20 protein-coding genes and 4 tRNA genes are annotated in these 25049 nt (G+C 54.1%); 2 read left to right on the top strand and 22 right to left on the bottom strand.

Going from position 1 to position 25049, the window contains the following annotated elements:
• Positions 1-57 precede the first annotated feature (57 nt).
• The 22 genes from rpsL to cyoA all read right to left on the bottom strand — a co-directional run bounded on the left by rpsL (position 58) and on the right by cyoA (position 22527).
• On the bottom strand, positions 58-432 hold the full coding sequence (gene rpsL, locus NAT21_RS14890) for a 30S ribosomal protein S12 (protein ID WP_250939640.1): 375 nt from the start codon (positions 430-432) through the stop codon (positions 58-60).
• 146 nt (positions 433-578) lie between these two features.
• Positions 579-4793 (bottom strand): DNA-directed RNA polymerase subunit beta', encoded by a 4215-nt coding sequence (gene rpoC, locus NAT21_RS14885; RefSeq protein ID WP_250939639.1) that lies wholly within the window; start codon positions 4791-4793, stop codon positions 579-581.
• Positions 4794-4876: 83 nt separating this feature from the next.
• A complete protein-coding gene (gene rpoB / locus NAT21_RS14880; protein WP_250939638.1) occupies positions 4877-8953 on the bottom strand; it encodes a DNA-directed RNA polymerase subunit beta in 4077 nt (1358 codons plus the stop codon).
• 241 nt (positions 8954-9194) lie between these two features.
• A complete protein-coding gene (rplL, locus tag NAT21_RS14875; protein ID WP_250939637.1) occupies positions 9195-9563 on the bottom strand; it encodes a 50S ribosomal protein L7/L12 in 369 nt (122 codons plus the stop codon).
• A gap of 85 nt (positions 9564-9648) precedes the next feature.
• Positions 9649-10152, bottom strand: coding sequence for a 50S ribosomal protein L10 (rplJ, locus tag NAT21_RS14870; protein WP_250939826.1), 504 nt, complete (start codon positions 10150-10152; stop codon positions 9649-9651).
• Positions 10153-10365: 213 nt separating this feature from the next.
• On the bottom strand, positions 10366-11058 hold the full coding sequence (rplA, locus tag NAT21_RS14865; RefSeq protein WP_250939636.1) for a 50S ribosomal protein L1: 693 nt from the start codon (positions 11056-11058) through the stop codon (positions 10366-10368).
• A gap of 1 nt (position 11059) precedes the next feature.
• Entirely contained in the window at positions 11060-11491 is a 432-nt protein-coding gene (rplK, locus tag NAT21_RS14860; RefSeq protein ID WP_250939635.1) for a 50S ribosomal protein L11, read from the bottom strand.
• An 80-nt stretch (positions 11492-11571) separates the two neighbouring features.
• The gene (gene nusG / locus NAT21_RS14855) at positions 11572-12105 is read right to left on the bottom strand and encodes a transcription termination/antitermination protein NusG (RefSeq protein WP_250939634.1); all 534 of its coding nucleotides are present in this window, start codon (positions 12103-12105) and stop codon (positions 11572-11574) included.
• An 8-nt stretch (positions 12106-12113) separates the two neighbouring features.
• On the bottom strand, positions 12114-12482 hold the full coding sequence (secE, locus tag NAT21_RS14850) for a preprotein translocase subunit SecE (RefSeq protein ID WP_250939633.1): 369 nt from the start codon (positions 12480-12482) through the stop codon (positions 12114-12116).
• A gap of 82 nt (positions 12483-12564) precedes the next feature.
• Positions 12565-12640 (bottom strand) — tRNA-Trp (locus NAT21_RS14845).
• Positions 12641-12758: 118 nt separating this feature from the next.
• Positions 12759-12833, bottom strand: a tRNA-Thr gene (locus tag NAT21_RS14840).
• 5 nt (positions 12834-12838) lie between these two features.
• Positions 12839-12912 (bottom strand) — tRNA-Gly (locus tag NAT21_RS14835).
• Positions 12913-12952: 40 nt separating this feature from the next.
• Positions 12953-13036 (bottom strand) — tRNA-Tyr (locus NAT21_RS14830).
• Positions 13037-13138: 102 nt separating this feature from the next.
• Positions 13139-13978, bottom strand: coding sequence for a type III pantothenate kinase (locus NAT21_RS14825; RefSeq protein WP_250939632.1), 840 nt, complete (start codon positions 13976-13978; stop codon positions 13139-13141).
• A complete protein-coding gene (locus NAT21_RS14820; protein WP_250939631.1) occupies positions 13975-14955 on the bottom strand; it encodes a biotin--[acetyl-CoA-carboxylase] ligase in 981 nt (326 codons plus the stop codon). Before NAT21_RS14820 ends, NAT21_RS14825 begins: the two co-directional genes overlap by 4 nt.
• 113 nt (positions 14956-15068) lie before the next feature.
• Positions 15069-16082 (bottom strand): cytochrome d ubiquinol oxidase subunit II, encoded by a 1014-nt coding sequence (cydB, locus tag NAT21_RS14815; RefSeq protein ID WP_250939630.1) that lies wholly within the window; start codon positions 16080-16082, stop codon positions 15069-15071.
• Complete coding sequence (locus NAT21_RS14810; protein WP_250939629.1) at positions 16079-17497, bottom strand: cytochrome ubiquinol oxidase subunit I; 1419 nt, start codon at positions 17495-17497, stop codon at positions 16079-16081. The genes cydB and NAT21_RS14810 overlap by 4 nt, the downstream gene beginning before the upstream one ends.
• A 307-nt stretch (positions 17498-17804) precedes the next feature.
• A complete protein-coding gene (cyoE, locus tag NAT21_RS14805) occupies positions 17805-18662 on the bottom strand; it encodes a heme o synthase (RefSeq protein ID WP_250939627.1) in 858 nt (285 codons plus the stop codon).
• A gap of 15 nt (positions 18663-18677) precedes the next feature.
• Entirely contained in the window at positions 18678-19013 is a 336-nt protein-coding gene (locus NAT21_RS14800) for a cytochrome o ubiquinol oxidase subunit IV (RefSeq protein ID WP_250939625.1), read from the bottom strand.
• Positions 19013-19633 carry a cytochrome o ubiquinol oxidase subunit III gene (gene cyoC, locus NAT21_RS14795; RefSeq protein ID WP_250939622.1) on the bottom strand — a complete coding sequence of 207 codons (621 nt, stop codon included), beginning with the start codon at positions 19631-19633 and terminating at the stop codon, positions 19013-19015. The genes NAT21_RS14800 and cyoC overlap by 1 nt, the downstream gene beginning before the upstream one ends.
• A 3-nt stretch (positions 19634-19636) precedes the next feature.
• Entirely contained in the window at positions 19637-21613 is a 1977-nt protein-coding gene (gene cyoB / locus NAT21_RS14790) for a cytochrome o ubiquinol oxidase subunit I (protein ID WP_250939620.1), read from the bottom strand.
• Between the two features lie 2 nt (positions 21614-21615).
• The gene (cyoA, locus tag NAT21_RS14785) at positions 21616-22527 is read right to left on the bottom strand and encodes a ubiquinol oxidase subunit II (RefSeq protein ID WP_250939619.1); all 912 of its coding nucleotides are present in this window, start codon (positions 22525-22527) and stop codon (positions 21616-21618) included.
• Positions 22528-23191: 664 nt separating this feature from the next.
• Here cyoA and NAT21_RS14780 point away from each other — a divergent pair.
• Positions 23192-24565 (top strand): MFS transporter, encoded by a 1374-nt coding sequence (locus tag NAT21_RS14780; protein ID WP_250939618.1) that lies wholly within the window; start codon positions 23192-23194, stop codon positions 24563-24565.
• A 107-nt stretch (positions 24566-24672) separates the two neighbouring features.
• The coding region (locus NAT21_RS14775) for a hypothetical protein (RefSeq protein WP_250939617.1) at positions 24673-25049 on the top strand (377 nt) is incomplete at its 3' end.

Genomic DNA, 25049 nt, shown 5'->3' with positions numbered 1-25049 from the left:
AACCTCGGAACAACGCCAGGGCGCGTCCGACCTTACTCTTATCAGACCGGAATTGAATTAGGATTTAGGACGCTTGGTACCGTATTTGGAACGGCCCTGCCTACGATTCTGAACACCGGAAGTATCCAGCGCGCCACGAACGGTGTGGTAACGCACACCCGGCAAATCCTTTACACGACCGCCGCGGATCAGCACAACAGAGTGCTCCTGAAGGTTGTGACCTTCACCGCCGATATAGGACGTGACCTCAAACCCGTTGGTCAAACGAACACGACAGACCTTACGCAGGGCCGAGTTCGGTTTTTTCGGGGTGGTGGTATATACACGTGTGCAGACACCACGCTTTTGTGGGCAGGCCTGCAGCGCGGGTACATCGCTCTTGGCGATGGGGCGCTTGCGCGGCTTGCGCACGAGCTGGTTAACAGTTGCCATTTCTCACTCCAATGAGGTTTTTGACACTAAGGCAGTGAGCAAGGCTGAGCCTTGCCCACTGTTAAAGGCTGCGAATTTTAGGGTTTCAAGGCAAGGGGAGTCAAGCCCGGTGCTGCAGACAAGGTGCCTGCAGCACGTTAAAAGCCTTAAAAATCGTCATCAGCATCCAGTGCCGTCAGATGCTCGCCCAATTGCTGCTCTACATCCAGAGCCGAAGGATGCAGATGGCGCTCTGAATCCTCACGCCGACGACGGCGCTCGGCATGGTGTGCCAGACCTGTTCCGGCAGGAATCAGACGACCTACCACTACGTTTTCCTTCAGGCCGCGAAGATAATCGCGCTTGCCGGTCACGGCAGCCTCGGTCAATACGCGCGTGGTTTCCTGGAACGAGGCGGCAGAGATGAACGACTCGGTAGCCAGCGATGCCTTGGTAATACCCAGCAGCACGCGCGAGAACTTGGCCGGGAAGCGATTTTCCGCTTCAGCTGCCGCATTCACTTCCTGAACACGATCAATATCAACCTGGTCGCCCGGTATAAGGTTCGTATCGCCGGCATCCAGAATCTCTACCTTGCGCAGCATCTGACGCACGATAACTTCGATGTGCTTGTCATTGATGCCAACACCCTGCAGACGATAAACGTCCTGAATCTCGACCGTAATATACTTGGCGAGCTCCTCGACCCCCAGCAGGCGCAGAATATCATGCGAGTTGCTTGGACCATCGGAAATAACCTCGCCCTTCTCGACCGTCTCGCCCTCGAAGACGCTGATCTGACGCCACTTCGGAATCAGCATCTCAAAGGCATCGCCTTCGGAAGGTGTGATCATCAAGCGACGCTTGCCCTTGGTCTCCTTGCCGAAGGTAACGGTACCGGAAATCTCCGCCAGAATGGCCGGCTCTTTCGGCTTACGCGCTTCGAAAAGGTCCGCTACACGCGGCAGACCACCGGTGATGTCCTTGTTACCGGACGCCTCAACCGGAATACGGGCAACAACTTCGCCGACATCGATAGGTGCGTTGTTATCCACCGATACGATTGCATTACCCGGCAGCAGGTACTGAACCGGCGTATTCGAGCCTGGCAAGGAAATGGACTCACCCGCTGCGTCCTGCAGCATGATCATTGGACGCTTGTCCCGACCTGCTGCTGGACGGTTTCCGCTTTCGATTATCTCGATCGAGGAGAGCCCCGTCATCTCATCCACCGTGCGGTTCATGGTCAGGCCTTCTTCCATGTCCGTGAACTGCACCCGTCCGGCTACTTCCGCGATAATCGGGTGGGTGTGCGGATCCCACTTGGCAACGATCTGACCAGGCTCGACCGGGTCGTAATCCTTGACGGAAAGCTCGGCACCATAAGGCAGCTTGTAGTACTCACGCTCACGACCATGGTCATCGGCGACGGCCAGAGCACTGGAGCGCGATACCACGATCAGCTTGCCATCAGCACGCTCAACCGACTTGATGTTGTGCAGGCGGACACTGCCACCGTGCTTGACCTGAACACTGTCGACCGCGGACGCCCGTGAAGCGGCACCACCGATGTGGAACGTACGCATCGTCAGCTGGGTACCCGGCTCACCGATGGACTGGGCTGCAATAACACCAACCGCCTCGCCCACGTTCACCAGATGGCCACGCGCCAGATCACGTCCGTAGCAGTTGGAGCACACGCCGTGACGGGTATTACAGTTGATGGTACTGCGGACAACAATCTCGTCCACACCCATGGTTTCCAGGTTACTGCACCATGCTTCGTCCAGCAGCGTACCGCGAGGGATCAGCACATCCTGGCTTTTGGGATCAACAACATCCTGCGCCACGACACGACCCAGCACACGCTGCGCCAGAGAAACGATGATGTCACCACCCTCGATTACCGGGTGCAGCGTTACGCCATCTTCCGTGCCGCAATCATGCTCGGTAATGACCAGATCCTGTGCCACGTCTACCAGACGGCGTGTCAGATAACCGGAGTTGGCCGTTTTCAGTGCGGTATCCGCAAGACCCTTACGAGCCCCGTGCGTCGAGATGAAGTACTGAAGTACGTTCAGACCTTCACGGAAGTTGGCAGTGATCGGCGTTTCGATGATGGAGCCATCCGGCTTCGCCATCAGACCACGCATACCCGCCAACTGACGAATCTGGGCAGCACTACCACGTGCACCGGAATCGGCCATGATGAAGACACTGTTGAAGGAATCCTGCTCAACCTCGTTTCCTTCGCGATCTGTCACGGTTTCCTTGGAAATACCCGTCATCATCGCCTTGGCCACCTTGTCGTTGGCCTTGGACCAGATATCGATGACCTTGTTGTACTTCTCGCCGGCAGTTACCAGACCGGAGGAGAACTGCGCCTCGATTTCCTTGACCTCTTCCTCGGCAGCTTCAATGATCGCCTTCTTGGAATCGGGAATAACGAAATCATTGACACCGATGGATGCACCAGACCAGGTCGCGAGGCGGAAGCCGGTATACATCAACTGGTCAGCAAAGATGACCGTTTCCTTCAGGCCTACCTGGCGGTAGCCCGAGTTGATCAACTGGGAAATCGCCTTTTTCTTCATCGGGCGATTGACCAGTTCGAAGGACAGTCCCTTCGGCAGAATTCGGAACAGCAGCGCTCGACCGACCGTGGTTTCCTTGATGGAAGTTACCGGCAGGAACTCGCCACCGTCCTCTTCGGCCAGCCACTCGGTCAAGCGCACCTTGACGCGGGCATGCAGCTCAACGCTTTGCGTACCGAATGCGCGCTCAAGCTCATTCAGGTTGGCAAATACCATACCTTCACCCCTGGCGGCGATTTTTTCGCGCGTCATGTAGTAAAGGCCAAGCACCACGTCCTGAGACGGGACGATAATCGGCTCACCATTGGCAGGTGACAGCACGTTATTGGTCGACATCATCAGCGTACGCGCTTCCAGCTGGGCTTCCAGCGTCAACGGTACGTGAACAGCCATCTGGTCACCATCAAAGTCAGCGTTGTAAGCCGCACACACCAGCGGGTGCAGCTGAATCGCCTTGCCTTCGATCAGAAGCGGCTCGAAGGCCTGGATACCCAACCGGTGCAGCGTCGGCGCACGGTTAAGCATAACCGGATGCTCACGAATGACATCGGCCAGGATATCCCAGACCTCGGGCACTTCACGCTCAACCATCTTCTTCGCAGCCTTGATCGTGGACGCATGGCCCAGCGACTGCAGCTTGGAATAGATGAAAGGCTTGAACAGCTCAAGTGCCATTTTCTTCGGCAGACCACACTGATGCAGACGCAACTGCGGACCAACCGTGATAACGGAACGGCCAGAGTAGTCAACGCGCTTGCCCAACAGGTTTTGACGGAAACGACCCTGTTTACCCTTGATCATGTCGGCAAGGGATTTCAGAGGACGCTTGTTGGAACCGGTAATGGCACGACCACGACGGCCGTTGTCCAGCAGCGCATCCACAGACTCCTGAAGCATGCGCTTCTCGTTGCGCACGATGATATCCGGCGCATTGAGGTCGAGCAGACGCTTCAGACGGTTATTACGGTTGATCACGCGACGATAAAGGTCGTTCAGATCAGACGTCGCAAAACGACCGCCATCCAGCGGCACCAGCGGACGCAGATCCGGCGGCAGCACCGGCAGCACTTCCATGATCATCCAGCCCGGCTTGTTACCGGATTTCTGGAAGGCTTCCATCAGCTTCAAACGCTTGGAAAGCTTCTTGATCTTGGTTTCGGAGTTGGTCTGCGGAATTTCTTCACGCAGCTGCTCCACTTCTTCGTCCAGCTCGATGTCGGACAGAAGCGCCTGCACTGCCTCGGCACCCATACGAGCATCGAAATCGTCGCCAAATTCTTCGAGAGCCTCGAAATACTGCTCATCGTTAAGAAGCTGACCGCGCTCAAGCGTTGTCATGCCTGGATCAATGACGACAAAGGACTCGAAGTAAAGAACACGTTCGATATCACGCAGGGTCATGTCGAGTAGCATGCCGATACGAGACGGCAGCGACTTCAAAAACCAGATATGTGCGACAGGGCTAGCCAGTTCAATATGGCCCATACGCTCGCGGCGAACCGCGGCCTTGGTAACTTCGACACCACATTTTTCACAAATGATGCCACGGTGCTTCATGCGCTTGTACTTGCCGCAGAGGCACTCGTAATCCTTTACAGGGCCGAAAATCTTGGCACAGAACAGGCCATCGCGCTCGGGCTTGAAGGTCCTGTAGTTAATGGTTTCGGGCTTTTTGACTTCGCCGTAGGACCACGAGCGAATCATGTCCGGTGACGCCAGCGTAATTTTTATGGCATCAAATTCGTCGGACTGTGCCTGCGATTTGAGAACTTTGACCAAATCTTTCATGGGGGTCGGCTCCGTTGCGGAGTTGTCATGAGCGGGAGGGTAATACCCCTCCCGCGGACCAACAAAGGGATCGAAGAAAAGCCTTAGCCTTCCAGCTCGATATCAATACCCAGCGAGCGAATTTCCTTCACAAGAACGTTGAAGGATTCCGGCATGCCTGGTTGCATGCTGTGATCACCATCAACAATGTTCTTGTACATCTTGGTACGCCCTTCGACGTCGTCAGACTTGACTGTCAGCATTTCCTGCAGGGTGTAGGCAGCGCCATAGGCTTCCAGCGCCCACACTTCCATCTCACCGAAGCGCTGACCACCGAACTGCGCCTTGCCGCCCAGCGGCTGCTGAGTAACGAGCGAGTAGGAACCAGTGGAACGAGCATGCATCTTGTCATCAACCAGGTGGTTGAGCTTGAGCATATACATGTAACCCACGGTTACCGGGCGATCAAACTTCTCGCCGGTACGCCCGTCAAACAGCTTCATCTGGCCGGAATCCGGCAGATCAGCCAGCCTCAGCAGACCCTTGATCTCATGCTCCTTGGCACCATCAAAGACCGGCGTGGCAATCGGCACACCCTTGGACAGATTGCGGGCCAGTTCGATGATGTCGTTATCGTCGAGTTCATCGAGAGTTTCCTGACGGCCACCACTTTCGTTGTACACGCGCCCAAGGAATGCACGAATTTCGCTGAGCTGCTGCTCACGCGCATCACGAAGCATACGGTTGATCTTTTCGCCCAGACCCCACGCTGCAAGACCAAGGTGCGTTTCAAGGATCTGACCGACGTTCATTCGCGACGGTACACCCAGCGGGTTAAGCACCACGTCCACCGGCATACCGGTCTCGTCGAACGGCATATCTTCCACCGGCATGATCGCGGAGATAACACCCTTGTTACCGTGACGACCAGCCATCTTGTCACCCGGCTGAATGCGACGACGCACTGCAAGATAGACCTTGACGATCTTGAGAACGCCCGGCGCCAGATCATCACCCTGGGTCAGCTTGCGCTTCTTGTCTTCGAAGCGCTCGTCCATTTCCTTGCGACGATTCTGAAGCTGTTCATCAGCCTGAGCCAGCAGCTCATTGAGCGACTCGTCCTGCATCCGCAGCTTGAACCACTGCTGACGCGGCAACTCGTTCATGTACTCGTCATCAATGATGTCGCCCTTGCTCAGGCGAGGACCACCATTGACCGGCTGGCCACACAGGGTGCGCTGCAGACGCTCGAACGTGGCATCTTCTGCAATACGATAGGTTTCCTGAAGGTCCTTGCGCACCTCATCAAGCTGCATCTGCTCGATGGCCAGTGCACGAGTATCCTTCTCGACCCCGTCGCGCGTGAAGACCTGAACGTCGATAACCGTGCCCTTCATGCCGGTAGAGGCACGCAGGGACGTATCCTTCACATCGGAAGCCTTCTCGCCAAAGATGGCCCGCAGAAGTTTTTCCTCAGGTGTCAGCTGGGTCTCACCTTTCGGCGTGACCTTACCCACCAGGATATCGCCCGGATGAATTTCGGCACCGATATATACGATCCCCGAATCATCCAGCTTGGAAAGTGCAGACTCGCCCACATTGGGAATGTCCGCCGAGATTTCCTCGGATCCAAGCTTCGTATCACGGGAAACGCAGGTCAGCTCCTGGATATGAATTGTGGTAAAGCGATCTTCTTCCACAACCCGCTCGGAAATGAGGATGGAATCCTCGAAGTTGTATCCGTTCCACGGCATGAAAGCCAGGCGCATGTTCTGGCCCAGGGCAAGATCGCCCATGTCGACAGAAGGGCCATCCGCCAGAATGTCGCCCACGGAGACCTGATGACCCGGACGCACGATCGGACGCTGATTCATGCAGGTATTCTGGTTGGAACGCACATACTTGGTGAGGTTGTAAATATCAACACCCGCTTCACCACCAATGATCTCGTCTTCATTGACACGAATGACGATACGCTTGGCATCCACGGAGTCCACTACGCCACCACGACGCGCAACGGCACATACGCCGGAGTCACGTGCCACGAAACGCTCCATGCCCGTGCCCACCAACGGCTTTTCAGCCTTCAGTGTCGGAACAGCCTGACGCTGCATGTTCGAGCCCATCAGGGCGCGGTTGGCATCATCGTGTTCAAGGAACGGAATAAGTGCAGCAGCAACGGAAACAACCTGCCGCGGCGATACGTCCATCAGTGTCACCTTGTCAGGTGTCATGAAGGTTGTTTCACCCTTGTGACGTACCTGAACCAGGTCATCGATCAGGTTACCCTGCTCATCTACCGTGGCAGATGCCTGAGCGATGATGAAGTCGCCTTCCTCAATCGCAGACAGGTTCACGACATCATCGGTCACCTTGCGGTCAATGACCTTGCGATAGGTTGTCTCGAGGAAACCATAGCTGTTGGTGCGCGCGTAGGTCGCCAGAGAGTTGATCAGACCGATGTTCGGACCTTCAGGCGTCTCGATCGGGCACAGGCGACCATAGTGCGTTGCATGTACGTCACGCACTTCAAAGCCGGCACGCTCACGCGTCAGACCACCCGGCCCAAGCGCGGAAACACGACGCTTGTGCGTCACTTCCGACAGCGGGTTGTTCTGATCCATGAACTGGGACAGCTGACTGGAACCGAAAAATTCCTTGACGGCTGCGGCAACCGGCTTGGCATTGATCAGATCCTGCGGCATCAAGCCTTCACTTTCCGCCATGGAAAGGCGCTCACGCACTGCACGCTCGACACGCACCAGGCCAACGCGGAACTGGTTTTCGGCCATTTCACCAACACTACGAATACGACGGTTACCCAGGTGGTCGATATCATCGACTTCACCCACGCCGTTACGAATGCTGATCAGCTCACGCAATACATCGACAATGTCTTCATGAGTCAGAATGCCTTCACCCTCGTCGCCCTCACGGCGAAGACGACGGTTGAATTTCATCCGACCGACTCCGGACAGGTCGTAGCGATCTGCCGAGAAGAACAGGTTATTGAACAGGGTTTCAGCCGCATCCTTGGTCGGCGGCTCGCCCGGACGCATCATGCGATAAATCTCGACCAGTGCTTCAAGCTGCGAGCTGGTAGTATCGATCTTGAGCGTATCGGAGATGAACGCCCCGGTATCCAGATCATTGGTATACAGGACTTCAAAGCGTGTAATACCGGCCTGCCCGATTTTTTCAAGCAGCTCCGGAGTCAACTCGACATTACACTCGGTGATCAGCTCACCGGTGTTCGGGTCAACCTGATCCTTGGCAAGCGTCTTGCCAAAGAGGTATTCCATCGGCACGTCAAGGCGGTCAATGCCGGCCTTCTCGAGCTGACGGATATGTTTTTGTGTAATACGGCGCCCTTCTTCGACGATCAACCCACCTTCGTTGTCGCGAATGTCAAAGCTGGCAGTCTCACCGCGCAGACGCGCAGGAACCAGCTCGACAGAGAAACCGGATTTTTCAATGTTATAAACGGTCGTATCGAAGAAACGATCAAGAATTTCTTCAGAGGAGAAGCCCAGAGCACGCAGCAACACGCTCGCCGGCAGTTTGCGGCGACGGTCAATACGAACAAAGACGTTATCCTTGGGATCAAACTCGAAATCGAGCCAGGAACCACGGTACGGAATAACCCGTGCAGAGTACAAAAGCTTCCCGGAGGAGTGGCTTTTGCCCTTGTCGTGATCAAAAAAGACGCCAGGGCTTCTGTGCAGCTGAGAAACGATTACCCGCTCGGTGCCATTGACAACGAAAGTACCGTTTTCCGTCATAAGGGGGATTTCCCCCATATAGACTTCCTGCTCCTTGATGTCCTTGATCGCCTTGTTCGATGATTCCTTATCGTAAATGATCAGGCGAACCTTGACCCGCAACGGCGCTGAATATGTTACGCCGCGCTGCTGACATTCCTTGACATCAAAGGCAGGTGTCCCGAAACGATAACTGACGTACTCCAGGGCTGCATTGCCTGAAAAACTCTCGATCGGAAACACCGAATGGAAAGCGGCATGCAGACCGATATCACGACGCTGCTCAGGCGTCATTTCCTGCTGAAGGAAATCGTGATAGGAGTCAAGCTGGATGGCCAGCAAGTAAGGCACATCCATCACTTGCGGCAGTTTGCCAAAATCCTTGCGGATGCGTTTTTTCTCAGTGTATGAGTAAGCCATCTGTATTCCCCAGCTTGTTCACCATGAGTGACCGGCACGGTCGGCACGCCGCGACAGGACCCTACCTGTCAGGCGCCAACGGCAAGCCATGTGCTCGCCGTTGAGAGATTCGTCCGACAACCCACACTATAACGTTAGTTGACGCTTGAGTTTGTCGGGTAACAACAGAAAAAGGCTGGCGGCGGAGTTCCGCCACCAGCCGTAGACGCTTAAGCAGCGTGCAACGCTGTAACCACGAGGATTACTTGAGTTCCACGGAAGCGCCTGCTTCTTCAAGCTTCTTCTTGGCTGCTTCGGCGTCGTCCTTGGACATGGCTTCCTTGATGGTAGCCGGTGCGCCGTCGACAGCACCCTTGGCTTCTTTCAGGCCAAGACCGGTGATTTCACGAACAACCTTGATGACGTTGACTTTCTTCTCGCCAGCGCTGGTCAGAACGAGGTCAAATTCGGTCTGTTCTTCAACAGCAGCCTCAGCCGCCGCCGGACCTGCAGCTACAGCAGCTGCTGCAGATACGCCGAACTTCTCTTCCATTGCTTCGATCAGTTCGACAACTTCCATGACAGACATTTCAGCAACTGCGTTGATGATGTCTTCTTTGTTCAATGCCATGATTCTCTAATCCTAAATCTTTGCGGAGCATCGTGTGCTCTAACGAATGAATGGTCACACTGCGTCAGAAGGTAAATGCCTGCCATCAGGCAGCAGCTTCTTCCTTTTGATCACGCAGCGCAGCCAAAGTACGAACCAGCTTGCCAGCAGATGCTTCCTTCATTACCGACATCAGTTTTGCAATCGCTTCGTCGTAAGTCGGCAGAGTAGCCAGACGATCGATATCAGATGCGGCGATGAATTCGCCTTCGTACGCCATTGCCTTGACTTCAAAAGCCGGCTGCTTCTTGGCAAATTCCTTGAACAAGCGAGCGCCAGCGCCCGGGTGTTCCATGGAGAAAGCCAGCAGGGTAGGACCAACAAATGACTCATTGAGGCATTCATAGGTAGAACCTGAAAGAGCACGGCGGGCCAGGGTGTTACGAACAACACGCAACTGGACACCATTGTCGCGGGCCTGTTTGCGCAGATCAGTCATCGCGCTTACAGTAACACCACGAGAGTCGGCAACAACGACGGAGAGCGCAGCGCTGGCGGTTTCGCTGACTTCAGCAACAATTGCCTTTTTGTCTTCGAGACCTAATGGCACTTTCTTCACTCCTTCGTACCCGTCCTGTAAATCGGACGGCAGGGTTACCATCTATCTCCACCTGATACAGCCGGTGAAGTATGAATGATGGTCAGTGCAGAACACTGGCACCATCTGCGCAGGCATGCTCAGCACATTAAGCCTTGGCACCTGCGGTCTTTGACGGCACCCCGCACGGAATACGGGGACCGCAAAGGTTCTTCCAGCCCGGATTTACGCCCAGGAGGAATGATCAATTGTAAGGCCGGGACCCATCGTCGAGGACAGGGAGACCTTCTTAAGGTAAACACCCTTCGACGTGCTGGGCTTGAGCTTCTTGAGCTCGGCAACCAGCGCATCCAGGTTACCCTCAATATCAGCAGCACTGAAATCGACCTTACCGATACCGGCGTGAATGATGCCGTTCTTGTCTGTACGGAAACGCACCTGACCAGCCTTGGCATTCTTGACAGCCGTGGCGACATCAGGAGTAACCGTACCCACCTTCGGGTTTGGCATCAGGCCGCGCGGACCGAGAATCTGACCCAGCTGACCAACAACACGCATGGCATCAGGAGCAGCAACAACAACATCAAAGTCCATGTTGCCCTTTTTGATGTCATCGGCAAGCTCTTCCATGCCAACGATGTCTGCACCAGCTTCTTTAGCTGCATCTGCCGCAGCACCCTGGGCGAAAACAGCGACGCGAACATCGTTGCCTGTACCGTTGGGCATGACGGTGGCGCCACGAACAACCTGATCGGATTTACGCGGGTCAACGCCAAGGTTGACAGCCACTTCGACCGATTCCTTGAACTTCACGGAAGACAGCTCACTCAGAAGAGTAACGGCTTCTTCAATGGTGTACGTTTTGGCCGGGTCCACTTTCTCGCGGATTGACTTGACGCGCTTACTCAGTTTAGCCATCTCAGAGTCCCTCCACGTTCAGACCCATACTACGGGCACTACCAGCGATGGTACGTACAGCAGCGTCAAGATCAGCAGCTGTCAGATCAGGTTCCTTGGCACGAGCAATTTCTTCGAGCTGCTCACGCGTCACGGTACCGACCTTGGTCTTGTTCGGAACGCCGGAACCAGACTTGATACCTGCTGCCTTCTTGAGCAGAACGGCCGCCGGCGGGGTCTTGGTAACGAACGTGAAACTACGATCAGAATAAACCGTAATGACTACAGGCGTCGGCAGGCCCACTTCAAGATTCTGCGTCTCAGCGTTGAACGCCTTGCAGAACTCCATGATGTTGACACCGTGCTGACCCAGCGCCGGACCTACGGGCGGACTCGGGTTAGCCTTGCCGGCTGCAACCTGCAGCTTGATATATGCTTGGACTTTCTTCGCCATGTTGGCCTCCAGTTGGGTGGTAGCGCCTCAAAAAGGCTCCCCTAGGTGCCTGCCCTATCAGGACAGACGTTTGAGCAATCTCAGTCTTTCTCGACCTGAGAAAACTCCAGTTCTACCGGCGTTGAACGACCGAAAATCAATACGCTTACCTGAAGACGGCTTTTCTCGTAATTGACTTCCTCGACCACACCATTGAAATCCGCGAAGGGACCATCGGTCACACGAACGGTCTCACCGGCGTCAAACATGGTTTTCGGACGAGGACTGTCATTACCGTCCTGAACGCGCTGCAGAATCGCATCTGCTTCACGCGGCGTAATGGGAGCAGGCTTCTCCGGCGTACCGCCGATGAAACCCATGACACGTGGCGTCTCATTAACGAGGTGCCAGGTCTGATCGTTCATGTCCATTTCAACAAGGACATAACCGGGATAAAACTTGCGCTCGCTCTTGCGACGCTTGCCGTCACGCATTTCGACGACTTCTTCAGTAGGCACCAGAATCTCACCGAAGAGATCCTCCACCTCATACATGCGAACGCGCTCTTTAAGGGCGCGCATTACATATTTCTCAAAACCGGAATAAGCGTGAACGACGTACCAGCGCTTAGCCATGAAGCCTCCTAACCAATGATTCCCGATACCGCCCAACCGAAGAAGGTGTCGATCAACCACAACACCAGCCCGACCAGCAATACCGCGGCAAGCACAATAGCCGTGGTCTGGAACGTCTCTTGCCGAGTAGGCCAGACAACACGCTGAATCTCCTTGCGGGAATTTTTCGCAAGCGCTGAAAGCTCGCGCCCCTGTTTGGTCAACAGAGCCACGAACACAGCCATCAGACCGAGCGCGGTTATACCCAGCACGCGGTACAGAATAGCCTGATCAGAAAAATAGGAATTCCCGATAACAACAGCTGCCACAAGGACCACAACAACCGCCCACTTGAATACATCGTGGCGCGACTCTTGCACCTCAGCCTCTTGACTCATGGAAAAACTCCCCAGGGCGTGCGACAGCCGATCAATTCACATTGGAACATATACAGGAAGTGCCTACTCTTGCTTTCAAGAGTGGCAGGCCAGGAGGGAATCGAACCCCCAACCTGCGGTTTTGGAGACCGCTGCTCTGCCAATTGAGCTACTGGCCTATCTATATTGCTTTAAGGTGCACAAAAAGTGCGGCCGATATGTTATCCGATAGCCACACTATTAACAACCCCAAAAAGCAAAACTTTGACAGGAATACCCATAAATCATGGCGACTTATGGAGCTCATGGACGGAATTGAACCGTCGACCTCACCCTTACCAAGGGTGTGCTCTACCCCTGAGCTACATGAGCCTATCTGGAGCGGGCAGCGGGGATCGAACCCGCATCATCAGCTTGGAAGGCTGAGGTTCTACCATTGAACTATGCCCGCCTATCCAATCTTGCCCAATAGGCAAAACCTGCTGACTAAATGGTGGAGGGGGAAGGATTCGAACCTTCGAAGCTCTCGCGGCAGATTTACAGTCTGCTCCCTTTGACCACTCGGGAACCCCTCCAACTGGCGACGCATTTTAAATCAAATTAATGCGTTGTCAACCCTTTTTATATCAACTGCTTGCACAGCGCGAAGGGCTCACCTCAAGACGCGGCGAATTGTGTCAAAGCAGCGTGGAGAAAGCAACCCCTGCTCGAATTTTTTCAAGGAGAGGAACGCTCGGCACTGCCGGTGCACCACTCATGCGACCCGCCCGCTCGGCACTGGTCATGGGATAAAGCACTTCCAGCCCGCCATATACCATATCGGGCCAAAGCCCATGAGGCACGGACAGTGCGGCCGACACAACGCGCGCATCCCCTCCGGTCAATAGCAATGGCAGAGCAACCCCCTGCTCATCACAAACATCGCAATAAATGCGATGAATAGCACTGACAGCCGCCATGAAGACGCCATGATTGACCGCATCCGTAGTATTACGGCCTGGCGCATGAAGGCGTGCCACCTCCACCTCAGGGTCAATGCGAACATGTCGCGTCCCGAGCTTCAGGCTTTCTTTCATGAGCCGTAGACCAGGAATGATATACCCTCCCAGGTGCTGCCCACCGGGAAGTACAAAATCAATCGTGATCGCGCTACCGCAATCCACTACACAACATCCGCCAGTCAACTGGTACCCGGACAACGCCCCCAGCCACCGATCTACTCCCAGCCGCGCCGGCACATCGTAGCCGCATGTCACGCCTGCTGCCTCGGCAGCAGGCCGTGCCACATGAACGGTGGGAACTCGCCTTCGCAACAGGGAGACGGTTTCACGCAGAACATCACTGTGTGCCACACTGGATATTCTGACGCGTTCAATCACATTAAGATCAGGTATATCTGCTCCAGGCTGCCATTGATCACGCGTCCACACTGCACCCCGCGAGCGAATTTCACTGGACAGGGGATCCTTCAGGCGCCACTTTGACAGCGTATTACCAATATCCAGATCAAGAATCATGGCGTATCTCGCACGCTGATCTCCCCTCCCATAAGCCACTCGGACTGACCCTCGACGGCCACCTCCAGCCGGCCGGACCCATCCACACTTCCCGCCACTCCCTGACGTTGATGCTCCCCCTGATGAATGGTCACGCGCCGACCTGCGAACGCGTGCCACTCATTCCAGCGCGGCTGCCATGCAGCAAAGCCTTCCTGGGCAAACAAGGGCATCATGACCAGAAGTCGATTCAACAGAGCAGCCACGAGCACATTACGACCCAGCGCCTCATTGTATTGCCTGATCCCGGCTACCGGCTGCACGGACTCGATCGTGGACAGATCAGGCTTGTCCATATTTAGCCCTATCCCAGCCACCACATCACAGGGCCCTTCAACATCCCCCCGTATTTCGACCAGAATACCCCCCAGCTTGCGATACTCTCCCTGGCAGCTGATCAGAATATCGTTGGGCCATTTGAGCTCGGCCGGCACACCAATCTCTCTCAACACCTCGGCAATGGCCACACCGATGGCAAGGCTTAATCCTTCAAGCGAAGCCACACCACAACTAAACCGCCAGCCCAGTGATAAATAAATACCCTGCCCCCAGCGACTGCTCCATGCCCTTCCCCGCCGGCCTCGGCCAGCAGTCTGCACTTCAGCCAGCGCCACCTCTGCATGCCCGGCACCCTGGGTAAAACGATCAAGCAACAGCGCATTGGTCGACGGAATCGATTCTTCCACAAACAAACGGGACAATAGGCGCCTGGCGTCTCGATCCAGCTCGTTGACGATCGCAGCACCCTCGAGGGGGCTGGCACTGCTGGATACGCGATACCCCCGCCCACGAACGGCCTCCAGAGGAATGCCTTGCTGCTCCAGCTTTTTCAAATGTTTCCAGATAGCTGTACGCGACACACCGAAGCGCTCTCCCAGCTCTTCTCCGGAGTGGTATTGCCCATCGCACAACAGACGAAGCAGTTCACGCGTGGTCATTGGGCCAAACCTGTTTCGGTAAAACCGCCATTCTAGCCAAAAGCCATGCTAAATGGCGAAAACAAAAAAAAGGGGCGCTGATTGCGCCCCTTTATTATCACCACCTGAAACCATCAATGATGGTAGCCCTCACCAATACGTACCTTTCCGCGAAAGACCCTATAGCTGTAAAAGGTATACGCCATGATCACGGGAATCAGCACACAGTAACCCACGATCAAAAAGCTCTGACTCTTGGATGAAGATGCCGCCTCCCATACCGTAATTGAAGGCGGAATGATCAACGGGAAGAAACTGATGACTAGACCAACAAGCCCCAGTACGAACAAGGCAATACTCTTGACGAATATGAGCCGCTCATGACGCTCGATGATTCCCTTGATGATGCTGTACACCAGCAGCAGAAACAGAATCGGCATTACGGCAAGCCACAGCATGTTGGGCATCGTAAACCAGATATCAAATATCCGTGAGTTGGCCAATGGGGTCCATATGGACACCACTGCCATGGCAACGGCCAGCAGGATGGCAAAAGGACGAGCCAGATAATAGAAGCGGCGCTGCAGCCCCCCTTCCGTCTTGACGATCAACCATGATGCGCCCAGAAGCCCGTACCCGAGCACCAGCGCCAGACCGGTAAACATGGAGAAGGGAGAAAGCCAGTCAAATGCTCCACCTGAATACTGGCGATCCACCACATTGACCCCCTGAATGATGCCGCCGAGCACCACCCCCTGGGAGAAGGTGGCTATCATCGAGCCGCCGCTGAAAACAGCGTCAAAAAACGGCCGGGACCGTGTCGATTTGAACCGAAACTCAAACGCAATTCCCCGAAATATCAACGCCAGCACCATCAATATCAAAGGCAGATACATGGCTGGAAGATAAACGGCATAAGCCAGTGGAAAGGCTCCGTAGAGCCCCGCGCCACCAAGAATCATCCAGGTCTGGTTACCATCCCAGACCGGCGCCACCGAATTCATCATCACATCCCGGTGATCGTCAGGCTTCACGAATGGAAACAGAATACCGACACCCAGACTGAAACCATCCATTACCACGTACATCGCGATGGCAAAGCCGATCAAAAAAAGCCAGATTACCGGCAGGTCGAACTCAAAGCTCATGAGTGGCGCTCCTCTGTATCATCAAGATCATGCTCCACCGCCGAGAATGAGCGCTTGGGCTGACGCTCGTGTCCCGGACCACCTTCAGGGATTGCCCCCATCGGCTCCATACGCACCAGCTTCGTGATGTAATACACACCAATGCCAAAGATAATCGCATAAACCACTACAAAGCCGCTCAAACTGGCAGCAACGCTACCTACATGGAGTGGAGATGCAGCATCCACGGTACGCATCAGGCCGTAGATGACCCAGGGCTGACGCCCACCTTCCGTAGTAACCCATCCGGCCACCAGTGCAATAAAGCCTGCTGGCAACGTGTAGACGGTCAAACGATGGAACCAGCGGCTCTCATACAACTTGTGGCGCCAACGCAGGAACAGGCCCAGCACCCCCATGCCAAGCATCGCTACTCCCAGACCAACCATTATTCGAAACGACCAGAAGACGAGGGGAACATCCGGCCACTCGTCACGCGGAAAACTCTTCAACCCACGAATCTCGCCGTGTAATGAGTGCGTTAGATAAAGACTGGCCACATTTGGTACTTCAAGGGCGTAATGGGTCGTTGCCGAATCCATGTCGGGCATACCAAACAGGGTAAGAGGCACCCCTGTTTCACCCGGCTGTGGCCCCCAGTAACCCTCCATGGCTGCCAGCTTGGCCGGTTGGTGCTCAAGCGTATTCAACCCATGCGCATCCCCGACCATGATCTGGATAGGCAAGGCAACCACCGCCATCCACATGGCCATGGAAAACATCTTGCGCGCGGCAGGATCCGTCCGGTCACGCAGCAGGTGATATCCACCCACTCCGCCAACCAGAAAGCTGACAGAAATAAAGGCAGCAAGCACCATATGGAGCAAGCGATAAGGGAAGGACGGATTGAAAATAATCTGCAGCCAGCTGACAGGCTCGAAACGGCCATCGATTATTTCAAACCCTGCAGGCGTCTGCATCCAGCTGTTGGATGCAAGAATCCACGTCGCTGAAATCAAGGTGCCGATAGCCACCATGCAGGTTGCAAAGAAATGAAGGCGCTTGCTGACCCGGGACTCACCAAACAACATGATGCCCAAAAAGCCGGCCTCGAGGAAAAAGGCGGTCAGTACTTCATAGGTAAGCAGGACTCCGGTTATATCGCCGGCCTTTTCCGCAAAACCGCTCCAGTTGGTACCGAACTCGTAAGCCATGACGACACCGGAGACAACGCCAAGCCCGAATGCCACAGCAAAAATACGGATCCAGAAGCGATAAAGATTGTGGTAAACCTCTTTACCGGTTTTCAGCCACAAGCCTTCCAGTACCATCAAATAACTGGCCAGACCGATGGAAAATGCCGGGAATATAATATGAAAAGAGACCGTGAACGCGAATTGAAATCGCGCCAGGTCCAGAGCCTCCAATCCAAGCATAAGTCATCTCTCCCCCGCAGGGTGTTAGTACGGTCAGGAGAACATAGGCCAAGCGAAGGGCAAAGGAAAACAAGTGCGTCATCATGACACATAACAACGAGGCGTTCTGGAAGACACCGTAAGCGTCTTCCATCTTCTTTCACAAAGACCTGGTAACAAAAACCAGGCACTGTGATTATCACTTCACACAATAACCTTATATAAAGTAAGACTTCTTTTGCCGCCTGACAACCACTTTCATACTGGAGGTATAAAAAAACCCGAATACAATCAGTATCCGGGTCATCCATGCAGGCTCATGCAGGCATCAGTGCGACGTATAGTCGACCCCCATGGCCAGGCTCAGCACCATCACAATAATAATGGAAAAGAAAAACAGTCGTTTTGCCCACTGTTTATCATTTGTTGCGGCTTTGGGGCATACCGCCAGGTAAAGCCAGTAAGCCCCAAGAACGAACGCGACAATAAAATAAAGCCAGCCGGTATACCCAAACCATGTCAGGGACAGTGCGGATATCCAGAAAGCCACAATGTAAGCCGTGATGTGACGCTTGGCCTTTGCAACACCACCGTGAACCGGAAGCACCGGGATGGAGGCAGAAGCGTAATCATCATACCGGAAGATGCCGATCGCATAGGAATGGGGCATCTGCCACAGGCTGAAAATAACCAGCAAGCAGAAAGCGGCAACATCAAACTGACCCGATACGGCGCAATATCCGATGACCGGCGGACAGGCCCCCGAGATACTACCAACCAGCGTACCGTGCACGGAGCCACGCTTGAGCCACAGCGTATAAAGAACGACGTAAACGAAGAATCCAAGGAAGGCGAATATGACGGCTACAGCGTTGGCAAATGCCCACAGCAACCATACTCCCGCCAACCCAAGGCCAGCGGCATAGGGAAGACATATCTGCGGGGAAATGAGCCCCTGAACAAGGACCCGCTTTTCCGTACGCTCCATCCGACAATCAATATCTCTATCAACATAGTTGTTGATAACGCAACCCGAAGCGATCACCAGTGATACGCCCAACAGGGTCGCGATAAAAAGGGGCCAATCCGGGCTTCCTTGAGAAGCCAGGAAAAAGCCCCCTGTTACAGATATCAAATTGCCAAAGATAATGCCCGGCTTCGTTATCTGAACATAGTTTTTAAACATTCAGTCAAAGGCTTCTCAGCGCACCATCATGTTGAAATTAAGGTTCAACATGATCCAGAGCGACCCGATGACCAGAATGACAACCATGATAAGTGTGTAGATGAACGCCATTACATTCCATTGCTGTTCCGAAGAACGATTCATGTGCAGGAAGTAAACCAGGTGCACAAACAATTGAATGAAGGCCAGCACAAAGATACTGATTGCTGTAGTGGCCTTTGAGAACGAACCACTCATCACCATCCAGAAGGGAATGACTGTCAGGATGACTGACAGCACAAACCCGACGATGTAGGACTTGACCGTCCCATGGCTGGCGCCACCATGTGTTGTATGCTCTGAATGTGCCATTACAACGTCCCCAGCAGATAGACAACGGTGAATACAAAAATCCAGATAATATCCAGGAAGTGCCAGAACAGACTCAGATTCATCATCCGAGTGTTGTTGGCAGTATTCAGGCCATTTTTCTTGATTTGCACCATCATGACCACGAGCCAGATCAAACCACAGGTCACGTGAAGTCCATGGGTACCCACCAGAGTAAAGAAGGCCGACAGGAAGGCACTGCGATCCGGTCCATACCCTTCAACAATCAGATGATGAAACTCATAGATTTCCATGATGATGAAAGAAAGGCCCAGCAGGGCTGTAATAGCCAGCCAGCGCAGCACTGGTGCAGAGTCACCCTTGTGGGAGGCAATGGATGCCATGCCAAAGGTAAAACTACTTACCAGAAGAATCATGGTTTCGACCAGCACAAATGGCAGCTCGAAGATATCTGCGCCCGTCGGGCCACCTGCATAGCTGTTTGCCAGCACTGCAAAGGTAGCAAAAACAGTGGCAAACAGGATGCAGTCGGTCATTAGATAGACCCAGAAACCCAGAACCTTGGCATCTGATGCATCGTGGTGCTCGTGCTCATGCCCGGAGGCATGAGCGTCATGTTGATTCAAAGCTTCAGTCGACATAGTTCACGCCTGATTTGCCATGTTTTTGAGATGCTCGGACTCGATACGCTCTACTTCTTCAGCCGGCACGTAGTAATCAATATCTTCATTGAACATGCGAGCAAGTACAGCCACCAGACCGCCCGCGAGTCCAACAATAGCCAACCACCAGATATGCCAGATCAATGCAAACCCCATCACCAGGCTAAAAGCGCTGATAATCAGGCCGGCAGCGGTATTCTTGGGCATATGTATTTTCTGGAAACCCTTCGGCTTGCTGTAGGCATCCTTGTTTTCCTTCATGTCCCAGAAAGCGTCGCGTTCCTTGATAACAGGCGTATGCGCGAAGTTATAGAACGGGGGGGGTGAAGAAGTGGACCATTCAAGCGTACGGCCACCCCACGGATCGCCCGTGACATCACGATTCTTGTCGCGCTGCCTGATACTGACAACGATCTGCAGCAGCTGGAAGAAAATACCAAAGGCAATAACCACGGCACCGATTGCTGCAACGATCAGGTACGCCTGCCATTCCGGGTTGTCATAGTGGTTCAGACGGCGAGTCATACCCATGAAGCCCAGAACATAAAGCGGCATGAAGGCCAGATAGAACCCGACGAGCCAGCACCAGAAGGAATACTTGCCGATACGCTCATTGAGCGTGAAGCCAAAGGCTTTCGGGAACCAGTAGACAAAGCCGGCAATATAACCAAAGACCACGCCACCGATAATAACGTTATGAAAGTGAGCAATCAGGAACAGGCTGTTGTGCAGGACAAAGTCAGCGCCCGGTACAGCCAGCAGCACCCCTGTCATGCCACCGATGGTAAAGGTCACCAAAAAGCCCAGCGTCCAGAGGATTGGCGTGGTGAATCTGACACGCCCCTGATACATCGTGAACAGCCAGTTGAAGATCTTCACACCAGTCGGGATCGAGATAACCATTGTCGCGATTCCGAAGAACGCGTTGACGTTACCGCCGGCGCCCATGGTGAAGAAGTGGTGCAACCACACAATGAAGGACAGGAAACCGATCGCTGCTGTGGCGTATACCATGGAGGTATAACCGAAAAGACGCTTGCTGCTGAACGTTGCTGTCACTTCGGAGAAGATACCGAAGGCCGGCAGGACAAGGATATAAACCTCGGGGTGACCCCATGCCCAGATCAGGTTGACGTACATCATCATGTTGCCGCCGAGATCATTGGTAAAGAAGTGCATACCAAGATAACGGTCAAGCGTCAGCAGACCCAGTGTAGCGGTCAGGATCGGGAAGGCAGCCATGATCAGGATGTTGGTGATGAGTGCCGTCCAGGTGAAGATCGGCATTTTCATCAATGACATGCCGGGCGCACGCATCTTGAGGATGGTGATGAAGAAGTTGACGCCTGTCAGCAGGGTACCGATACCTGATATCTGCAGACTCCAGATATAGTAATCAACCCCGACGCCCGGACTGAACTTGATGCCGGAAAGTGGCGGATAGGCCAGCCAGCCGGTTTTCGCGAACTCGCCCACACCCAGAGACAGGTTGACAAGCACGACCCCTGCAAAGAACAGCCAGAAGCTAAGGGAGTTCAGGAACGGAAACGCGACATCGCGCGCACCGATCTGAAGAGGCACCACGATGTTCATCAGACCAATCATGAACGGCATGGCCATGAAGAAGATCATGATGACGCCGTGAGCAGTGAAGATCTGATCGTAATGGTGTGGCGGCAGATACCCTTCGGCACCACCCGTTGCGATCGCCTGCTGAGTACGCATCATGATCGCATCGGAGAAGCCACGCAGCAGCATGACCATGGCAACAATGATGTACATCACGCCCAGGCGCTTATGGTCGACAGACGTCAGCCACTCATGCCACAGGTAACCCCACTTTCGAAAATAGGTAATGGCTGCCACCAGGGCAAGACCACCAAGCACGATAAACCCCATGGCGCCCATGATGATGGGCTCATGATAGGGGATCGCTTCAAGCGTCAGTTTTCCGAACATGTTCACTCCTCGGCACCGTGATGTTGCATACCTTCGTGACCGCTGCCAGCCTGCATCGCCCCACCCATGTATTTATGGATGATGCTGGTAAACAGATTGGGAATAACGGTTGAATAGTACTCTACGGGTGCATCCTCGCTAGGTTTGGCCAGTTTGTCGTAAGCGGATTGATTCAGCTGCTTCGGCGATTGCTGAACCTGATTGACCCATGCCTGGAACTGCTCTCGGGAATCGAGCGCCCGGGCATTGAATTTCATGCCGGAAAAACCGGAGCCGCTGTACTGTGCCGAAATCCCGGGGTAATCACCCGGCTCGCTGGCCAGCAGGTTGACCTCGGTCTGCATACCGGCCATGGCATAGATCTGCGATCCCAGATGCGGAATGAAGAACGAGTTCATGACCGTGTCGGAGGTAACCTGAAACTCGATAGGGACATTGGCCGGGAAGGCAACCTCGTTGACAGTAGCAATTTGCTGTTCCGGATAAATGAAGAGCCACTTCCAGTCCAGAGCCACCACTTCAATGGTCAACGGCTCCTCATCGTAGCCTTCCAGTGCCTTGAACGGGTCCAGAGAGTGCGAGGTCTTCCATGTGATCGTTGCCAGCACAAGGATAATGACGCACGGAATGCCCCAGACCACCGCCTCGATCTTGTTCGAATGAGACCAGTTGGGGGAATACGTAGCATCCTTGTTGGAGGCACGATACTTCCACGCAAAAAGAACTGTCATCACGATAGCGGGGATAACCACTATCAGCATCAGCAATACAGCTATGACAATAAGGTTTCTTTGTTCGACACCTATTGGCCCCTTGGGATCAAGGATGGCCGAGTCACACCCGCTCAACAGCGCGGCCGTGCCTGCTAACAGGGCCAACTTTTTAAAAAAGTCAGGGTAGCTCGATTTTCTCATCTCACACTCTCTTGAACGGCCTGCACGATCAACTCACTTTCACTGAGACCTCATGCCTTTTACAGAGGTTACCTCCCCCTGCCCCTACGCGCCCAAATAGCAGTAGACAGCGAACCGAAAGCGCCTGCCACATTATAAAGGCAGGCCAGGCTGTTACTTTTATAAGGATGCCGTACATGACTTTCGCACCCGGAATATCGTTGGCGACGATTCAAAACGCATACCTGCATCAGGAAAGGGCCGCTTTACGAAATAACCGTTATTGCAGTTAAACATGCACACCCAGGATAAACGGCTGGTACATCGCTGCGCTTATCCTGTTACGCCTGAAAGGCCATAACCCGGGATTGGCCCTTGCAAGAACAGTATCAGCGCCGGCATGAGATCTTTCTTGCCGACGTTTTTTGCCCTTCAAGGAACAAACAACAGGATTTAGAGTCCCAACCCTAGTTCCGTGCCATATTATAGGCAGGGCCTTTCTTCCTACAAGCGTAAGAAGCGATATATAATGGCTTCTTCTACCTGGCAAAGGCCGAAAAACAGTAGTTTACGACCTTCCCGCCCTTGGCGGCGCGACATTATGACACACTTTGATGTCCGACCCTATCACCCCCAGGCTGCTGCCATTACTGTATTACTCACTACCATCACCCTGAAGTGATCCATGAAAAAAGCTGCATTACTGCCCAGCGAAATAAGGGCTATCTCGGGATTATCGTCACTTTACGCCGTGCGGATGCTCGGCCTGTTCATGATCCTTCCCGTCCTGTCGCTTTACAGCCATGACCTCAGTCATGCCACCCCGGCCCTGATTGGCCTTGCCCTGGGAATTTATGGATTGACCCAGGCATGCCTGCAAATTCCATTCGGTATGCTGTCCGATCGATTTGGCCGCAAGATCATCATTGCCTCAGGCCTCTTACTATTCATTGTCGGCAGTGTTGTTGCAGCCTGTTCAAGCTCGATCGAAGGCGTTATCGCAGGGCGCGCATTACAGGGAAGCGGCGCTGTAGCGGGCGCCATCATGGCGCTACTTGCTGATCACACGCGCGAAGAGGTCCGGACTACTGCCATGGCGACCATTGGCATGAGCATCGGTATAGCCTTTGCCATTGCCATGGCTGCAGGCCCCCTGGTGGCACGATTCTCAGGATTATCCGGAATTTTCTGGATAACGGCATGTCTGGCCACAGCAAGTCTGGTCGTACTCTGGAAACTTGTCCCGTCAGCTCCGCCGCGCGCGCATCATGATGTAGGCCTCAATGGCCAGCAAATCAAAAAGGTGGTCAGTGACATCAATCTACTGCGCCTTGATTATTCCATTTTTTCATTGCACCTGATTCTGACGGCCTGCTTTGTAGCCGTCCCCTTGAAGCTGAAGGCTCTCGGCATTGCTCCGGCTGATCATGGCATGGTCTATCTACCCGTCATGGCTTCTGCGTTTGTGGCCATGGTGCCATTGATCATTATCGCCGAGAAATACCATAAGATGCGGCCGGTATTCATTGGCACTGTCATTAGTCTTGTGGTGGTACTTCTCATCATGGCTGAACTGCCGAACCATAGCTGGTGGCTTCTTGCGCTGCTCTGGCTCTTTTTTATCGCGTTTAATCTAATGGAGGCCACACTCCCCTCCATGATCAGTAAAATCGCACCTGCGGGCGCCAAGGGAACGGCTATGGGCCTTTACTCAACCAGCCAGTTTCTTGGCGCCTCAGCCGGGGGAATGGGCGGCGGCCTGGTTGCCAGTTATTTTAGCAGTGATGCCGTCTTCCTTTTCTGTAGCCTGGCCGCAGCCATATGGCTGATAGCTATCTGGAAGATGCCAGCGCCCCGCCACCTCTCCAGTGAGATCCGCGCCCTTTCCGATACGGAAGCCGCAGCACCCGAAGCAACAAGGCAGCAACTCTTGTCCATGCCCGGTGTAGTGGAGGCATTTGTGGTTACCGAAGAGAAGACAGCGTACCTCAAGGTTGAACGCGCGGCCTTTGAGGCCGGAACCGACTCCCCCTCATCCACCTCTACTGCGACGCGATAACTTTCGCCCTTCCAGATTCCGGCATATTGAATAAAGCCGGGTCATGCCAACTGCATGACCCGGCTTTATTATGAGCGCATCACATGGATCCAATCGAATAGAGGGCAATGGCTGAATATACGATCACGTATAACGCAACCAGCTTCACTTCTTTCTATTCCAGCATTTCCCTTACCCACGTGCGAGACAGGAAGCAGGAAGCAGGAAGCAGGAAGCAGGAAGCAGGAAGCAGGAAGCAGGAAGCAGGAAGCAGGAAGCAGGAAGCAGGAAGCAGGAAGCAGGAAGCAGGAATTATCCGGGGCGGCATCACTTTCCTGCACGATTTTTTACACAGCCGGGCGGCCGACGCCGCTGTTTTTTTAGCCATAAAAAAAAGCCCCTGGTCGTATGACCGGGGGCTTTGGTATAGATGCCTGACGATGACCTACTCTCGCATGGAGAAGCTCCACACTACCATCGGCGCTAAGCTGTTTCACTTCCGAGT

This window comes from Larsenimonas rhizosphaerae, assembly GCF_023700005.1.
GTDB lineage: Bacteria > Pseudomonadota > Gammaproteobacteria > Pseudomonadales > Halomonadaceae > Larsenimonas > Larsenimonas rhizosphaerae.
The sequence above is the reverse complement of the archived record's forward strand: the minus strand, read 5'-3'. Positions and strand labels throughout refer to the sequence as shown.

What these genes read in the sequence shown, in the direction of transcription:
- rpsL (WP_250939640.1), bottom strand. Translation starts at nt 432, where the DNA reads ATGGCAACTGTTAACCAGCTCGTGCGCAAGCCGCGCAAGCGCCCCATC.
- rpoB (WP_250939638.1), bottom strand. Translation starts at nt 8,953, where the DNA reads ATGGCTTACTCATACACTGAGAAAAAACGCATCCGCAAGGATTTTGGC.
- rplA (WP_250939636.1), bottom strand. Translation starts at nt 11,058, where the DNA reads ATGGCTAAACTGAGTAAGCGCGTCAAGTCAATCCGCGAGAAAGTGGAC.
- NAT21_RS14810 (WP_250939629.1), bottom strand. Translation starts at nt 17,497, where the DNA reads ATGCTTGGATTGGAGGCTCTGGACCTGGCGCGATTTCAATTCGCGTTC.
- rplL (WP_250939637.1), bottom strand. Translation starts at nt 9,563, where the DNA reads ATGGCATTGAACAAAGAAGACATCATCAACGCAGTTGCTGAAATGTCT.
- cyoA (WP_250939619.1), bottom strand. Translation starts at nt 22,527, where the DNA reads ATGAGAAAATCGAGCTACCCTGACTTTTTTAAAAAGTTGGCCCTGTTA.
- rplK (WP_250939635.1), bottom strand. Translation starts at nt 11,491, where the DNA reads ATGGCGAAGAAAGTCCAAGCATATATCAAGCTGCAGGTTGCAGCCGGC.
- cyoE (WP_250939627.1), bottom strand. Translation starts at nt 18,662, where the DNA reads ATGTTTAAAAACTATGTTCAGATAACGAAGCCGGGCATTATCTTTGGC.
- secE (WP_250939633.1), bottom strand. Translation starts at nt 12,482, where the DNA reads ATGAGTCAAGAGGCTGAGGTGCAAGAGTCGCGCCACGATGTATTCAAG.
- NAT21_RS14820 (WP_250939631.1), bottom strand. Translation starts at nt 14,955, where the DNA reads ATGACCACGCGTGAACTGCTTCGTCTGTTGTGCGATGGGCAATACCAC.
- cyoB (WP_250939620.1), bottom strand. Translation starts at nt 21,613, where the DNA reads ATGTTCGGAAAACTGACGCTTGAAGCGATCCCCTATCATGAGCCCATC.
- rpoC (WP_250939639.1), bottom strand. Translation starts at nt 4,793, where the DNA reads ATGAAAGATTTGGTCAAAGTTCTCAAATCGCAGGCACAGTCCGACGAA.
- NAT21_RS14780 (WP_250939618.1), top strand. Translation starts at nt 23,192, where the DNA reads ATGAAAAAAGCTGCATTACTGCCCAGCGAAATAAGGGCTATCTCGGGA.
- cydB (WP_250939630.1), bottom strand. Translation starts at nt 16,082, where the DNA reads ATGAGCTTTGAGTTCGACCTGCCGGTAATCTGGCTTTTTTTGATCGGC.
- NAT21_RS14800 (WP_250939625.1), bottom strand. Translation starts at nt 19,013, where the DNA reads ATGGCACATTCAGAGCATACAACACATGGTGGCGCCAGCCATGGGACG.
- NAT21_RS14825 (WP_250939632.1), bottom strand. Translation starts at nt 13,978, where the DNA reads ATGATTCTTGATCTGGATATTGGTAATACGCTGTCAAAGTGGCGCCTG.
- nusG (WP_250939634.1), bottom strand. Translation starts at nt 12,105, where the DNA reads ATGGCTAAGCGCTGGTACGTCGTTCACGCTTATTCCGGTTTTGAGAAA.
- cyoC (WP_250939622.1), bottom strand. Translation starts at nt 19,633, where the DNA reads ATGTCGACTGAAGCTTTGAATCAACATGACGCTCATGCCTCCGGGCAT.